Origin of the sequence: Mycobacterium sp. ACS1612 (assembly GCF_001667505.1) — a bacterium.
In the GTDB taxonomy this organism is placed as follows: Bacteria; Actinomycetota; Actinomycetes; order Mycobacteriales; family Mycobacteriaceae; genus Mycobacterium.
Genome location: NZ_LZHZ01000025.1, coordinates 1 through 15,322, shown reverse-complemented (window position 1 = coordinate 15,322; position 15,322 = coordinate 1). Strand labels below are relative to the sequence as shown.

14 protein-coding genes and 1 tRNA gene are annotated in these 15,322 nt (G+C 62.6%); 8 read left to right on the top strand and 7 right to left on the bottom strand.

Features of this window, described 5'->3' with window-relative positions; translation table 11 throughout:
- Positions 1 to 121 precede the first annotated feature (121 nt).
- A complete protein-coding gene (locus A5724_RS10030) occupies positions 122 to 985 on the bottom strand; it encodes a TIGR03619 family F420-dependent LLM class oxidoreductase (protein WP_067800151.1) in 864 nt (287 codons plus the stop codon).
- Between the two features lie 427 nt (positions 986 to 1,412).
- Here A5724_RS10030 and A5724_RS10025 point away from each other — a divergent pair, with 427 nt between their 5' ends.
- From A5724_RS10025 to A5724_RS10005, 4 genes are all read left to right on the top strand, one after another.
- Positions 1,413 to 2,546: a DUF3500 domain-containing protein gene (locus A5724_RS10025; protein ID WP_067800148.1), complete on the top strand. Its 1,134-nt coding sequence runs from the start codon at positions 1,413 to 1,415 to the stop codon at positions 2,544 to 2,546.
- A gap of 740 nt (positions 2,547 to 3,286) precedes the next feature.
- Positions 3,287 to 3,523, top strand: a complete 237-nt coding sequence (locus A5724_RS10020) for a hypothetical protein (RefSeq protein ID WP_156752215.1) — start codon at positions 3,287 to 3,289, stop codon at positions 3,521 to 3,523.
- A gap of 28 nt (positions 3,524 to 3,551) precedes the next feature.
- Positions 3,552 to 4,088, top strand: a complete 537-nt coding sequence (locus tag A5724_RS10015; protein WP_082964948.1) for a carboxymuconolactone decarboxylase family protein — start codon at positions 3,552 to 3,554, stop codon at positions 4,086 to 4,088.
- Between the two features lie 550 nt (positions 4,089 to 4,638).
- Positions 4,639 to 5,460, top strand: coding sequence for an isocitrate lyase/phosphoenolpyruvate mutase family protein (locus A5724_RS10005; protein ID WP_067800139.1), 822 nt, complete (start codon positions 4,639 to 4,641; stop codon positions 5,458 to 5,460).
- Between the two features lie 129 nt (positions 5,461 to 5,589).
- On the opposite strand, the gene A5724_RS10000 is transcribed toward A5724_RS10005, so the two are convergent.
- The gene (locus tag A5724_RS10000; protein WP_067800136.1) at positions 5,590 to 6,192 is read right to left on the bottom strand and encodes a peptide deformylase; all 603 of its coding nucleotides are present in this window, start codon (positions 6,190 to 6,192) and stop codon (positions 5,590 to 5,592) included.
- Positions 6,193 to 6,623: 431 nt separating this feature from the next.
- Here A5724_RS10000 and A5724_RS09995 point away from each other — a divergent pair, with 431 nt between their 5' ends.
- A complete protein-coding gene (locus A5724_RS09995) occupies positions 6,624 to 7,253 on the top strand; it encodes a nitroreductase family protein (protein ID WP_232004768.1) in 630 nt (209 codons plus the stop codon).
- Positions 7,254 to 7,317: 64 nt separating this feature from the next.
- Complete coding sequence (locus tag A5724_RS09990) at positions 7,318 to 7,722, top strand: MmcQ/YjbR family DNA-binding protein (RefSeq protein ID WP_067800451.1); 405 nt, start codon at positions 7,318 to 7,320, stop codon at positions 7,720 to 7,722.
- Between the two features lie 119 nt (positions 7,723 to 7,841).
- On the opposite strand, the gene A5724_RS09985 is transcribed toward A5724_RS09990, so the two are convergent.
- The 4 genes from A5724_RS09985 to A5724_RS09970 all read right to left on the bottom strand — a co-directional run bounded on the left by A5724_RS09985 (position 7,842) and on the right by A5724_RS09970 (position 12,539).
- On the bottom strand, positions 7,842 to 8,342 hold the full coding sequence (locus tag A5724_RS09985; protein WP_067800448.1) for a cupin domain-containing protein: 501 nt from the start codon (positions 8,340 to 8,342) through the stop codon (positions 7,842 to 7,844).
- A 711-nt stretch (positions 8,343 to 9,053) separates the two neighbouring features.
- On the bottom strand, positions 9,054 to 10,028 hold the full coding sequence (locus A5724_RS09980) for an SIS domain-containing protein (protein ID WP_067800131.1): 975 nt from the start codon (positions 10,026 to 10,028) through the stop codon (positions 9,054 to 9,056).
- Entirely contained in the window at positions 10,025 to 11,212 is a 1,188-nt protein-coding gene (locus A5724_RS09975; protein ID WP_232004767.1) for a glucosamine kinase, read from the bottom strand. The genes A5724_RS09980 and A5724_RS09975 overlap by 4 nt, the downstream gene beginning before the upstream one ends.
- Positions 11,205 to 12,539, bottom strand: a complete 1,335-nt coding sequence (locus A5724_RS09970; RefSeq protein ID WP_067800442.1) for a glycosyltransferase — start codon at positions 12,537 to 12,539, stop codon at positions 11,205 to 11,207. The genes A5724_RS09975 and A5724_RS09970 overlap by 8 nt, the downstream gene beginning before the upstream one ends.
- A gap of 359 nt (positions 12,540 to 12,898) precedes the next feature.
- Between A5724_RS09970 and A5724_RS09965 the strand changes: the two genes are divergently transcribed.
- The gene (locus tag A5724_RS09965) at positions 12,899 to 13,378 is read left to right on the top strand and encodes a hypothetical protein (protein WP_067800128.1); all 480 of its coding nucleotides are present in this window, start codon (positions 12,899 to 12,901) and stop codon (positions 13,376 to 13,378) included.
- A 39-nt stretch (positions 13,379 to 13,417) separates the two neighbouring features.
- On the opposite strand, the gene A5724_RS09960 is transcribed toward A5724_RS09965, so the two are convergent.
- Positions 13,418 to 13,491: transfer RNA gene (locus tag A5724_RS09960), tRNA-Leu, on the bottom strand.
- Positions 13,492 to 13,906: 415 nt separating this feature from the next.
- Here A5724_RS09960 and A5724_RS09955 point away from each other — a divergent pair.
- Positions 13,907 to 15,322, top strand: a 1,416-nt coding sequence (locus A5724_RS09955; RefSeq protein ID WP_197518606.1) for a nitrous oxide reductase family maturation protein NosD, incomplete at its 3' end; no start/stop codon positions are given.

Here is a 15,322-nt window from a genome sequence, read left to right as displayed (position 1 = left end):
AGCGCAGGTTGTCTAGGTTCGTGACACTCGTAAGACCCGGACGGGATTCGTCGTCCGGTCGCGACGCCTTGGCAATCGTGCCGACGAACTCTGACGGTCGGCGGATCGAGCTCACGGTAGGTCAGCCGGTCAGGTCGATATCGTCGCTGAACCTGCGCATAGCGTCGATGATCTCTGCGCCACTGGTGCCACCGCGGCCGTAGTGCAGCCATGGGCGCACTATCGCGTGTGTGACGCCAGCCGCCTCTGCTCGCTCGTAATCACCCTGCGTGCGAGCATCGACGAGGGGAGTGAGGACAGTGAAGCCATCCATCGACAGTCCCTGCCCGGCTCGTAACTCGCGCAGGTGCCGAGCAACCTCGATCGCGCGGTCGCTGGTAGAGCCGAAGGTGCCCACCCACCCATCGTTGGAAGCGGCTCGTCGCAATGCCGCTGGTGTTTCACCGCCGACCAAGAATGGTATCGGTGGCGGCTTCGGTTCCATTTCAAGTTTGGGTGTTCGGTAGAACTCTCCTTCAAACTCCGTCCATCCGGGCTGCCAAAGCGCTCGAAACAGCTTGAGCATTTCATCAGTGCGGGCACCCCGCCGGTCGAATCGTTGACCCATAACGGCGAACTCTTCTTCGCACCAGCCGATACCGATGCCAAGTTCAACCCGCCCGCCGGACAACAGCGCCGCAGTTCCAATGGCTTTGGCGGCCACGTAAGGATTACGCATCGCGGCGATGTAGACGGTCGTCGCGAAGCGCAATCGGGGAGCCACGTGGGCTAATGCGCCAATCATCACCCACGGGTCGGGCCACTCGGTGAAAGGCTGCCATCGGCGGCAGCCGTCACCGGTGTATGGGTACCGCGACGAAATTTGCTCTATGTTGACCACATGATCAGCAATTGCCAAACCGTGGAAGCCGATTTCGTCGGCGGCGGCAGCTACCTCTAAAACGTCCCTGCTGCGAAGGAATACGGTACTTAAGTAGTACTTCACACCGCCGACTCGCGCATCAGCTCACGCCTTTGTCGGGATGGTGTTCTGTTGCAGTCACCTTCTCGACGTTACTCGGATCCACGCCATCGGTAACGCCGTGTGAGAAGACACTCAATTCACGCTGCACGCAATACCTTTGAGGAGGGAACGTCAACGATGTGTCGGGAAACTTGGCGATCGCAAGCCTCCTGGGCACCGGACAACTCTCAACGTGAGGATTCCGGTCAACCAACCGACTCAGCGTGCGGCACTGGCGATTTCGCACTAGCGCGGCTAACTAGCACGTGTTTGCCGCTGATACATTCCTCTCAGCTGTGGCTTCAGAAGCGCCACCACCCATAGCGCCAAATCCTCTGTATGCAAATAGGATACCTCGACAGTCACGTAGTGTAGAGATCGCTCTGCAAGACGCCGAGGAGTAAACAGGATGGACAACACACCCGCGCAGCGGATGGTCGATGCGGCACGCGCATGGCTCGACAGTCTGTCGGCATCCCAACGTCGGGCCGCGGCCGATCCATGGCCGTCCGATGACGAGCGGCGCCGATGGTATTACACCCCCACCAACCATGGCGGCCTACCACTCGCCACCATGAGTCCGGCCCAACAGGGACGAGCGATGCAGCTTCTTAGCGCGGGACTCTCACAGCCCGGTTACACCACCGCCGCCACTATCATGGGACTCGAGAATGTTCTCGACCGGACCGAAAACTGGCGGCTCGATTGGGGCCGTGAACGCGGACGCGATCCGCAGCTCTACTGGCTCAAGGTGTTTGGCGAACCCGGACTGAACGGCACGTGGTCGTGGAGATTCGGCGGACACCACGTGTCGGTTCAGCACGTGGTGTCCAACGGTGAAGTCGTATCGAGTTCGCCGTGTTTTCTCGGCGCCGACCCGGCCGAATCACCACTGCTCGGCGGACACATACTGCGGCCTCTGGGCGCGGCAGAGGACCTCGCCCGCGAGCTGGTGCGCTCACTCGACGAAGGGCAACTAGCCAGAGCACTGATCAGCTCGGTAGCGCCGCTTGACATCGTCGGGGGAAATCGCGCACAGCTCAGGGAGGGCGATGAGGTAATCCCCCTTCCGGACCTCTGGCGAGGAAAACTTGAACCGCGACTCCACGACCTGGCCGTAGCAATTCACGAAGGTGGCGAGACCAAAGCCGGCTTAACACTGCAACATCATCACGAAGTCAGCCTCACCGTCGTCCCGAAAGGTGTTGCTGCGTTGACGCTCAACGCCAGCCAACGCGAATTGCTACGCGCGGTGCTAGACGTCTTCCTCGCCAGGATTCCGGACGAACTCGCTGCGCGCGAAGCGCAGAAGTTCGCCGGTTCGAAACTCGACGAGGTGCACTTCGCGTGGGCCGGCGGATTCGAGCGCGGAGAACCGCACTACTACCGGTTACAGGGACCACACCTGCTTGCGGAGTACGACAACGCGCAACGCGACGTCAACCATATTCACACCGTCTGGCGCGATCCCTCATCAGACTTCGGTGATGACTTGCTGGGCCGTCACCGCTCCGAGTTCCACGCTGAGACGCTGCTTTTCTAGGAATTCCGAGCCCGCCACGATCATGCTTCTACCCCTTCAGTCGGCGATGGTGTGCGTCATTTCCTGTCTGCCTTCCTTTTGAATTTCCTAGACTGCCAGCCCGCGACCGCGCCCGCTCACCCTCGAACAGTCGCCCGAACGTCGGCGATACGGCTGCGACCCGGATCCGTCTGGAGACCGCGCCGGTTAGCAAGCGAGACGGACGAGCTTACCAACGGCAATCGCGTCCCACGCTACTGGCGGCTTCGTCGGCGCTCGTCGCAGCGGCGGCCTGCGGCTGTACGCTGACGTGCTCGAGGCCGAGGTCGCAGACCCGCTCCAGCAGTACCTAAAGCTTTGACTGATCACCGATTTAACCAACCAACACGGCTTCCGTAGTACCGGACCCGAGGCGCATCCTTTCTAGTGCGGACCCGAGCGCTCGGTCAAGCAACCCCCGAATCACCCCACGAGCTAATTCACCCGGGTGAGCGCAAAGCCTTCGCTGTGCGTAGACCCAAAGACCGTGGGTCTCGACGACGATGTTCTGCTCATCATCGATATTCCTCTTGCACACTAGGATTCGCGCAGCCTGTGCTCGATTGGTCGGAAGCCAACTCGAGGCGTTGGTCGTCGGACAGGGAAAGATTTAGTGGACTATATGGTCCGTGCAAGGTTAGACTTGGGGTCCAGACGTCCCGATAGCCACATCGTGAGGCGTTGATCATCAGGTGCAGCGCGGCCACTCGATGGGTCCGCAGATGGACGTCAGGGGCATCACCATCGACCGCTATTACGACGACATGCTGCAGGTTATTCACACCGAGCCTCAGGTGGTCGGGGTCGGCCTCAGCGAAAGTCAGGCTCTCGCGCTGTACAGGAACGGCTTCCAGGGCCGGCGAGGTTCGTCATCCGAACTTGCCCACTTACTGCAGAAGGGCAGGAACAAAGAGCTCGTGAGCATGGAGGCGAATCGATTTGTCCCTCACGCCCATTAGACGTCGATCCCTACGAGAGGAACCCGCAATGACCTACTTCACCCCCATCGAGCCCGGTGCAGCGCACGGCGAAGCCGCCGACCTCTTAAACCAGGTAAAGAAGACGTTGGGCTCCATCCCGAACATGACGAAAGTGATGGCAAACAGCCCCACTCTACTCAAGAGTTACCTCGCCTTGTTCACCGCAGTAGCCGGTGGGACCATTCCAGCGGGCACCCGTACGCGTCTGGCCATCGCCTCGGCTGAATTCAACGGATGTGAGTACTGCCTGTCGTCGCACACCTACGTCGGTGCAACCATAAACAAGGTTGATGCGGCCGAACTGGCGAAGGCTCGCAGGTGCGAATCTGACGATCCACACGTAGCCGCTCTTCTGAAACTGTCGAACACCATCGCTGCCAACTTCGGCGACGTCGACGAATCCGACATCAGCGCCGCGCGTCAGGCCGGCGTAACCGAGGAAGAGGTCGGAGAACTCGTGGCCAACCTGGCGCTCAACACTCTGACCAATTACTTCAACATCATGGCTCGCGTCAACAACGAATGGCCGGTAGTCCCACTGTGACCCGTCGACCTGCCCCACAATCCGCGTGAGGATCCTGACCTTGCGGTTGACCCATAGTGCGCGTTAATTACCGGCCCAAGGGCTGCGACGAAGGTGGACCCGTAGGAGTCACCCGGGTGAACAGGTGCCGAGGGTGATGACTATTCACCCTGTTCGCGAGAAGCTCTGGTGAAGAGCAAGAACAACTTCCAGTCAGTCCAGACCCGACGGCACAACGACCGCCCGACCGCCGAAGACCACGGTGATTGGCTCGAGGTCGAGCGATATCAAGCATCTGAAAGACGTGGAACTATGGCGGTATCTACGGCAGCCCCAGAGACCGGCCCGGTCGTCATGGCCCGGAGCAAGCGCGGTTGACTCATGGACCACCTCGGACGAAAACATGGCTTGGTTGCCGACCAGGCGCAGCGAAGACATATCGCCACAGGCGAAACGGCGGCGCCACATTCCAGCACACATGCCCACATCCGCGGCGTGGGTCATCCCCGTCTCTCGCACTTCCCATCTCACTGGATAGAACTTCGCGCATCATTGAAAGGACAGCTCCGCCATGAATGACGCAGCAGCCCGGGCACGTTACGAAGAGTTCGCCGAACTCCACCGCGCTCCCGAAACATTCATCATGCCCAACGCATGGGATGGACCGTCGGCTCTGCTCTTCAAGGAAGCCGGATTCAAATCCATCGCCACCTCATCCGCGGTTCTCGCCGCGACGCTTGGCCGGATCGACGGCATCCACGCCGTCAGCCGTGACGAGCATCTCGATCACGCCGCGCTACTCACCTCCGTGAGTGGACTTCCGATCAACGGCGACTTCGAGGACGGCTACGGCGAGACGCCCGAAGACGTCCGGGCCACTGTCGAGGCAGCAATCGCTCACGGTCTGGCTGGCATCGGAGTCGAGGACACCACCGGTGACCCCACCAAGCCGATTCGTGAATTCGATGATGCGGTTCGCCGCATCGAGGCTGCCGCCGCAGCTGCGCGCGGACGGATCGTCTTGACCGGCCGTACGGACAACTTCTTGTGGGGCATTTCCGACCTCGACGACACCATCCGCCGCCTCGCCGCGTTCGCGGAGGCAGGAGCTGACGTCCTTTACGCACCGAATCTGCCTGATCGCGCCTCGATTAGCGCAGTCATCAACGCTGTCGCCCCCAAACCGGTCAATGTCCTAGTGAGCCCGCACGATGCCGCTACACTCGCGGAACTGCAGACGATCGGTGTGCGTCGAATCAGCCTTGGCGTCGACCCCTACACCCACGCTCTCGGAGCCTCCCGAGAGGCGGCCGCGAGGCTAGTCGAGGGAGACCTCACGGCGCTCGCATCAAACCTGGACTTCGGCCACATCGTCGACCTGATCAATGGCTGACAAAGGCTCGTCATGGTGGACAGCTCGATCGACTCCCAAACCTGCGGTAAAGCGACCGTGACGCCCGCGCACAGCCGGATGGGGTCAACGCAACTGCCTTGGTGGCGACTGCCTCTGTTCAGAAATCCACTATCGCGTGTTATCGGCGAATGGATTCGGGTCGACACCGGGCGTCCAGGAAAGCCCCGGGCCCCCCCAGCCATGTGCGGTAACAGCGTCGGAGGCGCGGACGGCGTAGGGAGGTGCCAGGCGATCGATGTATAGCTCACCGTCGAGGTGCCCGACTTCGTGTTGCAGCATCCGCGCGATCAGTCCAGCGCCCTCCACCGTGACTGGCTCACCGTCCGCATCCAATCCGGTGACCCGTGCCCAGTTTGCGCGGGCGATCGGAAATTTCTCCCCCGGCACTGATAGGCAGCCCTCCTCGTCGCTGACCGGATCGGGTGGACCCGCAGGCCAATCGGCAGTCTCCAGCACCGGGTTGACAACGCAACCCCGGATGCGTGCGGATTCCGCACGCGCTCGCGGGCAGTCATAGACGAAGACGCGAAGGTCGGCTCCGATCTGGTTGGCCGACAGGCCAACTCCTTTCGATGCCGCGAGCGTGTCGTACAGATCTCCGATGAGATGCGCAAGACCGAGCGGTAACAACCCGTCGGCGCTGACGGAGACCAGGCGGGTGGGAGTATGCAGAGCGGGATCTCCGACGATGCGGATCGGTATGACACCCATAAGGGGCGAGGATACGCCAAGAATTACGAATCATCGTGTGTGCCTTGGCTATCGGCGATGGCAAGGCCCGGTTGCACATCTGAACCGGTGGCTCTTGACCAGAGAAATGCCATTTCGATCCGGACAGTTCAGCAGGCCTTGGCGACGAAGCCCAACGGGACGCCAGAGAGGTCGGGAATGAACGCATTGAAAGGACCTTTTAGTCCATTTCGTGATATCCTCGCCGGGCCGCCAGTGCGATGCCGCTCTGTTACATCGGCGATCACGCTCGCACCCGTCGATAAACAAAACAAGGAGTGCCACAGATAGCGCGAATGACTGGCTTACACCGCTGCGGCCTCGCGGAGCCGGTGAACTGACGATCTCGCCCCGCCTATAACCCAAACCCGTTTCACGAAGAAAGTAGGAAGCCCATGGACCTCACAAAGCTGATGGACAAGCACCTCACCCGGTATTTCGACCCGACGAGAACCATCCCGGAAGAGACGTTGCAGCAGCTGTTGTGTTTTCTGCGTTCGGCTCCGACGTCGGTCAACGTGCAGCCCAACCATTTCTACGTTCTCGCAACGCCGGAGGCCAAGGAGAAGCTCGCGAACAACTTGGGCGAACGCTTCAGCGACAACGGTGAGAAAGTCCAGAACGCGTCGCACGACATCATCGTTACTACGCTGACCGACCTGCCCGACGAGCACATGGATGCGGTTTTTGCCAAAGAGCGGGCCGACGGCCGCTTCCCCGACCTGGCGAAGCAGGAGCTATGGGAATTCATGACCCGAGACTTCCTCAACATTCGATCCTCGAAGTTCAAGGATTTGGACCACTGGATGGAGAAGCAGACCTACATGGCTGTCGGAATGACGATGATGGCCGCCGCCGCGCTCGGTGTCGAGGCGACACCTTTCGAGGGCTTCGACCGGGACAGCGTCGATGAGGCGTTCGGAATTGTCGGGACTGGTTACACGACAACGCTTCTCATGGGGCTGGGCTACCCGCATCAGGAGAAGGCCTATACGACCCAGATCTCAAGGTTGAACCCCGACCGTCTGTTCACCTTCCTTTAGGACCCCGGCGCCGTGTCGGCTCGGCCTCGTGAGCCTCCGCGGCGCGACCACCAGGAGCATCACAATGGAACATGACACGCGGCTGCAGGCGCGGTCGGCCACCCGTGCTGACGAGCTCCCCGGCGCGGAGCGTACTCATCAGGCCTCCGGCGACTGGGACCTGTGGAAGGTTGGCGGCAAGGTGTTCATGCTGCACACCGCGATGCCCGGGGAACCAGTCGTCATCCTGAAGGCTGATCCCGCCGATGCGAAGTTCCTGCGCGAAGCCCACGAGCAGATCACCGCGGGGTACCACATGAACAAGGAGCACTGGATCACGCTTCATCCCGGTGGCGGCATCGAACCACGACTTGTCGACAATCTGGTCACCGAGTCGTACCTGCTTGTCGTCGAAGGGCTTCCCAAGAAGAAACGCCCGGTAGATCCCGACGAATTCCGACACTCGCGGCCGCGACGGCCGTCCTCGTGACCTTGAAGTGCCCGCGGTCTTCACCGGCCGATGCGGTGTCAGCTATCGAGATCGCCTGATAAATGTAGCTTCAGCGACGGGTGGCGCGTTTAGTGATTGAAGCGCGGGCGTACCCACCGTCACGGCGGGGTGAGGTTGTATCGGGCGATGATGTCGGGTAGCCACGGGGGCTCGCCGAACTGCAGTCCGTAAGCCTCGGCAAGTGTCGCGATTGCCTCGAAGGGTGGGGCACCCTCGACCGTCAGGTCAGTGAGGTCGCGGAAAAACTTTTCGAAGCCGGCTGGGCTGATCACCTCGATCATGCGCGCAGGGGTGGAACCCGCGTTCCACATCGTGTGCAGTTCGCCTCGCGGCTTCGTGATGTAGCCGCCTGCGCCGAGCACGACCTCACGATCACCTGAGCGAAAACCGATTTCGCCCTCCATGACGATCGAGTATTCATCTTCCCGGGTATGTAGGTGCGGTGGAACGAGCGCACCCACAGGGAACGGGTGCTCCACGATAGCCACCGCGCCGCCGGTGTCCTCGCCCCACAGCTTGAACACCGCACCGATCGGGCCTAGATTGCCTGCCCTGCCTTCGCCAGGCCGAACGATGGTCAGCGGTGGGGGCGATCCCATGTCATTCATGCGTTACCTCCTGCAGCGCGCTTCAAGAGCTACGGGTTTGACTGCTCGCGCATGACGCGCGGACAATGGGAATTGTTCGGTCTTTGGTTCAAACGAAAAGGAAGCGTCGGGTATTTCAACTGTCGAGTTCGATCCCGTTGAACAACACGCATGGCGGCCGTTCAGTGCGCCGTTCCCAGTTGTCGGGTTGTCTCGGCCGCCAGTTCTGTATAAGTAGCAGACCTTCAGGTTACACCGCCTGACCTGCGAAGTCACCGCCGCCGCGGTGGGTTCCGTTGTGGGTCAGTGCTTTTCATGCCAGTGCACCGATACACACCATGGGCTTTCGGCCCAACGTATGTGCGAAGCCGTGCTCAGCTGGGTCGTCGGGTTGCGTTCCGAGGTGTTGGTTTCGTGTCTCGACGCTCGACGGCCCACCACGCCTCGTGGTCTACTTCCTGCACCGCTGATCACATCGAGACGACCGCTCGCACAACGCTTCCCCGGTCCAGATCACGCCAGCCATCGTTGACCTGATCGAGTGAACACCGCTTCGCGACCAGGCCTCTTCTCCTAGACACGAGACCCATTGCGCTCCGGATCCACGTCCGGCCGAGTTCACCACGACATCGGCCATCTGCCCCATGGTCAGGTCCTGCAACAGCGCCACCGAGTCATCCGAGGTTCAAACCGCCTGGGTAGCACCGAAAGACAAGGCGTCGTCTAGCTTTCGTCGACGGTCGACCGCCATGCAGCGGCCGCGACCAGTTCGGGCACCAGAACCTCGGTGAGCAGTCTGACGTCGTCATGGGTGTCACCGGCATAGCGGATCTCGTACTGCGCGCCGCGCACAGCGCCGCCAACCGCGACGACAGTGCTGCCACGCGCCTGCGTCCAATCGGCCAGTTGCGGCTCCCATTCGGAACCCGCGAAGACGAGAAGCCGGTAATCCGTGGTCTTGGTGAGATAGACGTCGACATGGCTCCAATCGCCGGTTTCGCAGGCGACAGCGGGGCGGCGAGGTCCTTCCCGGAGCATCAGCGCGCCTTGTTGGGCGGAGCACAGTCGGTGTGCCGGGGCGGCCAAATGAGTACCGTCCGGGCCGAGCAATGGCTCTGAAGCTCGTTGGCGCCAATCGGATTCGGTGGCGATGAGGTGCGCGGACGCTTCCGCCGCCGCCGCGATCACACTCGCTAGATGGCCGGTACTCGCGCCGCGGAGCTGACACTCCAACGCCATGAGCAACGCGAGCGTGTGCTGATAGCTGCGGCACGCCACGCCACCGACTTCCGGTTCGGCGTCGAGCATGACGGTCGCGTCGCAATGCTCGGCGACCGGCGACCCCGGCGTATTCGTCAAGGCGACGGCATGAACTCGTGCGGGTAACCGGCCCAGCGCATCCAAGGTCTCGGCGGATCCGCCACTGGCCGACGTGGCGACGATCAGCGTGCGGGTGTCCCAGGCCGGAAGCAGTTGCGACGAAGCCAATTCGGACGTGGCGACCAGCCCGGCCGCCCGCATCCTCGCCGCAGCTACCCCACCGGCGTAGGCCGACGACCCCATCCCGATCAGCACCACCCGTTCGACGTCGCGCGGAACAACCTGCGCCCACGGGTTGCCCGACTCCAGCGTCGCGGCGAGTCGCCGCAACACCTCGGGCTTGCGCTGGAGGTCGGTTGCGAACCCATCGGGCTTCATATGGCGTCCCCCAGCAGTGCGGGTAAGGCGGCATCAGGCACATACATCCAGCGAGGAAGATGGCGTGCGGCATAGACAATCTCCCGAAGTACCTGCTGCAGCCGGAAGGGCCTGAGCAGTTCCGGGTCGTACAACTCGGGATGGTGCAGGGTCGAGGCGTAAGCGCCTAAGAACGTCTCCCGCACCACGGCGTCGACCGCGGCAAGCGCCGCGGGGTCGAGTTCGGTGTATCTGGCGGCGACGATCGCCGCGTGCGCCAGCGACTGGGTCATGCCGGCCACGTCGAGTGCTGCGGGGATCGGCAACGCCCGTTGCGAGGCAGGCAGTACGGGGTTGCCGTCGAAGTCGGTGACCAAGAGGCGCTCGCCGCTGCGCAGGACCTGACCGACGTGCAGGTCGCCGTGGCCCTCGATGACGGGAGTGCCCGCGAATTCGCCGAGGCCCTCGAATGCGGATGCAATGTCGTCGCGGCGGCTGCGCGTCAACTCGACGCAGGCTGAATCATCGAGTGCGCAGACGATTTCGAGGGTGTGGATCGCGGACTCACGCCACCGGTCCGCGTCCTCCGCGGAGGCGGTTGTGGTCGTCGCGCTCAGGTGGTCGTGCATGTCGGCGATCAGACGACCGAGCTGGCGAATGGTGTCGGTGGCCGTTTGGGGGCGATGTTCGCGAGCCGCTTGGGTGAGCAGATCGACGGCCCAGGTCCAGCCGTCGACGGCGTCGGGTAGATACTCGTCCACGTTGGCGACCAACGTCTCCGTACCGTCGGGCGCTCGCCAGGTGACCACTCCCCAGGGCGCGGGCATCCCATCGAATCCGGCGTCGCGCAGCACGCTGATCCGGTGCGGCGCAGGATGCGGTCCCTGCTGCAAGTGGGTCGCCCACTTGACCACGGCGGCGTCGCCGACGATGACGGACTCGTTGGTCTGGTCTACACCGACGGAGCGCTCGGCGACGGCCCCGCACCGCACCCACGAGCGCACGGAGAAGTCACCGATGCGACTCTCGTCGACCGTGGACAGAAGGGCCAACAACGCCTCGGCGGCGCCGTCGCCGGGATGAGCGCGCCGCCACCGCCCCGAGCCATCGCGAACCATCGGGACGGCAGCCTGGTTTGAGAGCACCGAAAGCCGTTTGCCCTCAGCAAGTTCCAACGCGTCGATGACGTCGTCAGCGTCAGTCAAGCGATGCCCGGTACTTTGCACCGACCTGCTCGATGACGTCGGCCCCGACCCGCAAGCCGTCGCGGGCGCGGATCGCTTCGCCCTGCTCGGCCAACCGGGTGCGCAGCGCGGTATCGCTGAGCAGCCGCTCGACGGCATCGGTCAATTCGGCGTCGGCGAACCCATACGTGTTCAACCGCACGCCGAAGCCGAGTTCGTCGATCCGCTGCGCGTTCTCGTACTGGTCCCAGAACAATGGCAGCACGATCAAAGGCTTGCCGAAGTGCAGAGTCTCGGTCACGGTGTTGTTGCCGCCGTGCGAGATCACCAGGTCGACCTGCGGAATGACCTTCGTCTGCGGAACCATCTGCGCGCCAATCATGTTGTCCGTCAGCGTGATCCGATCCGCCTGCGGACCCTTGCTGACGATGAACCGGTGCCGGGTGGTGCCGAGGATGTCGACCAGGCGCTGCATGAGTTCGACGTCGGCGCCGCCGAGCGAGCCCAGCGACAGGTATATCAGGGCACTGTCGTCAGGTCGGTCGGCCAGCGCTGGCGGGATGACGTAGTCCTCGTCGGTCTCGCGCACGCTGGAATCCATTCTCACCCAGCTGTCGTCGAGCGGGCGCGCCTCGAGATAGTCGGCCTCGGCCGGATAGACGTAGAGGTTGGCGGCGGGATTGGACGCTCCACCGCGAGGCATGAACTCGAGATCGGGCAGCGCGGCGGCACCCTGCGCCTGCACCCAGGAGTTGAAGTCGCTCCACATCGCGCGGTGGGTGCGCTCGAATTCGGCTCGGTAGGCGTCCCATTGGGACCGATCGGCGCTGGGCAGTCCCGAGAACGGCGGCGGCACATCGGGCCCACTGATCTCCAACGGACTGCAGGACACGATGCGCACGAACGGCGCGCCCGAAGTGGTGAGCGCCGGGAAGAGCACCACATTGTCCTCGACGAGGACATCGGGTCGGTGAGTGGCGATGATCTCGCGCAGTCGGGGCTCGCAGAATTTGGCGCCGTCGATGAGCGCCTGATACGTGGGCTGGATGAACGACCCGAGCTGTTCGATGGTCGGCTTGCGAAACTCCGGAGCAGTCTCGGTGATGAAGTCGGTCCAGAACGCGCCCGCGTCCTGCTCGTCCGCGTCCGCCGGCGGTTCAGCCAGGTCGACGAGTTCCTCGATGAAGCCGAACGGGGCCAGCTTGCCCGCCCACGAACTCTCGGCGGCGAACACGATGGTGTGCCCGCGATCGCGAAGGATCGCGGCAAGTCCGATGCACTGGTTCGTCGGCCCGTACGCCGATTCCGGCCAGAACATGATCGTCAGGGGTGTCGGCGATGCTGCCATGGAGCGGAAGATACCTCGTTCGCGGACCCCGCTCGAATCGATCGGGAGTACCGGGCAGGCGGTCGTCACCGCGGTCACTCGTCAGCGATGGGCGGGCTCGGCGATTGGAACCGTTCCGACCCGAATGACATCGGCGAAAGGCGCCGGGATCGAAACGCTCACGCGCCGACTCTAACGTGTCCATCACCGTCCATCGGGCGTGAACTTCTGAGGGTTGAGGTCCAATTGTTCAGCAGTTTTGACTACCGCGCGGTGGGTACGTTGAGCACCACCTGAAGAATGCTGGAAGGATTTGAAATCTCGCACAAGCCGGTGCGGATCACGCGCCCAAGGATGCACGCCGGAAACGGAGCCACAAGTTGAACGCCCGAACCTATCTGTTGCTTTCCGCCACCCTGCTTGCCGCGGCACTTCTATTCGCACCTAGTGCCTCGGCTGAGACGATTCCCGGAGCGGAGGACGCGATCGCGAAGGCCGAAAGCGCGCTCGGGTCAGACCAGTTCGGCCCATACGGATGCGAGGCTTTCGTGGCCTGGGCCTACGGCGTGTCGCAGGCCCAGTACGGCTGGGACGGCGCCGCGGAAACCATGTATCAAACACTTCTTCGGCAAGGCCAGATACACACCGACATGAATCCGCCGCGGGGAGCGCTCGTCTTCAGCAAGAGCCCGTACGGCGCTCACATTGACATTGCCCGTGGTGATGGGACGTATATCTCCGGCGGCGTCCAAGGACTCAAGCGCGGGTACGGCGACGGGCACAACATCCAGATTCTGCCGAGCCCCCATGTGGGGTCTGGCTGGATCTACCGCGGCTGGAGTCTAGGTTTTCCGCGATAACTCCGGTCAACTCGAGTCATCATGAGCCGCCCTTTCGCGTGCCCCCAGTCGGACTCGAACCGACACTTGGCGGATTTTAAGTCCGCTGCCTCTGCCAATTGGGCTATGGGGGCCTCGCCTGATCGTAGAGAACACGCATCGGCGTAATGCTCGACACCTGAGCACTGATATCGGCCAGACCCGCGGCCTGATCGCCGACCGCGCCGCGAGCAAACCTGTAGTCGCGTTGCCCCGCTACCGGTCCCCGGCAGTGCGGGACAGCTTCTAAGATCGCCCGGTCGGGCTCCACCGCTTCGATTCGGCTACGACACGGTCACGGAACCGTGTCGCTTCAGCAGTCTCAGCGATAACGCTGACCACGTCAGTCACTATCGTCACAGGAAGCTCTCAGCACCCTGGCTGCCGTCACCTAGAAAGGACCGAGCCGCACCCCCACTTGCGGCGCCGATGCCGTCACGCATGCCGCGAATGACGCCGTGATTGCCAGCGCGTCACTTCACCAGCGATCACCCCAGCCGACGAGTAGAGATGACGATGAACGCGAAGATTCGACTCACGGCACTTGCCTGCGCACTGACCCTTACCCTCGCCACCGCGCCGATAGTGGCACCACCAAAAGCCGCCGCGGCCATCGACGCCGGCCTATCCGACACATTCGAGAACCCCGCACCTCCCACCGGGAAGACGATCAACGTCCTCGATTACGGTGCCACGCCGAATAATTCGTCCAACAACGACGTGACCGCTATCCAGAAGGCAATAAACGCCGCCGTCGCAGGCGACGAAGTCTTCATTCCCGACGGCACATACGACCTGCGCGGCAAGGCCAGTATCGATCTGAAGAGCGGTGTGTCGGTGCGCTGCCAGTCGCAAAACGCTGTGCTGGCAGGACGATACAGCTGGGCGCCCCACGCCGTGCTGTACGCGGCCCCCGGCGTCACCAACCTCACCTTGTCCAACTGCCGAATCAAGTACTCCTCAGGGTACAAATACCAGGCCGGTGTCCGACTCGGGAAACAAGGCAGCGGGCCGCTGACGTCCCGCATCGCTGTCACCGGCATGCTCATCGAGAAGCACCAACGCTTCGGCATCCTGCTGCAGAACGCGTATCACGTTCTGGTGGACGGCAATACGATCAAGAACGCCAGTGCACTGGGCGGTGGCGGCTCTGGCTACGGCGTCATCATCGACCAGAGTCGGTCCACGAACAACTGGGTGCGCAACAACACCCTCGGTCCGGTCATTCGCCACGGCCTCCTCATCCAGTACAGCGCCAACCACAATCTGCTCGAGAAGAACACGGTCACCGGCGCGGTGTCCGGCGCCATCGACCTCCACGGCGAGGACGAATACAGCAACGAGATCCGCTACAACACCGTCAAAGACTGCGTCCGAAACGGCACCTACGTCAGCCCCAACGGCGGCGGCATCGAACTCGGCGAGTACAGCGGCCGCATTGGCACGACCACCGCACACGACAACTCCGGACCCAACAACTGGGTGCACCACAATGAGGTCTACAACTGCACGTACGGCCTGCGAACCATGAACAACACCAACAACACCTACATCCAGGACAACTACTTCCACCACAACGTCTACACCGGGATCCAAACCGACCTCGCGCCGCTGAAGAACCTGTTCATCGAACGAAACAGACTGCAGGACAACACCAGAGACGGCATCCGGCTGTACCGCGTCGACTCCGCCACCATCCGCGAGAACACCATCACGGGCAACAAGCGCTATGGCATCTGGACCGACGCGAAGACCGTGAACTACACCATCGTCAACAACACGATCACCGACAACAAGACGAACGTGGTGCTCGGAAGCACCAACGGCACCTATACCGAAGGCCCCGTCCCTACTGGGGCGCCCTCCCTCGCGGCGGCGAGCGCCGACGAGCCCGAGAGGCCCGATGACCCCAGCGCCGCCCAACCC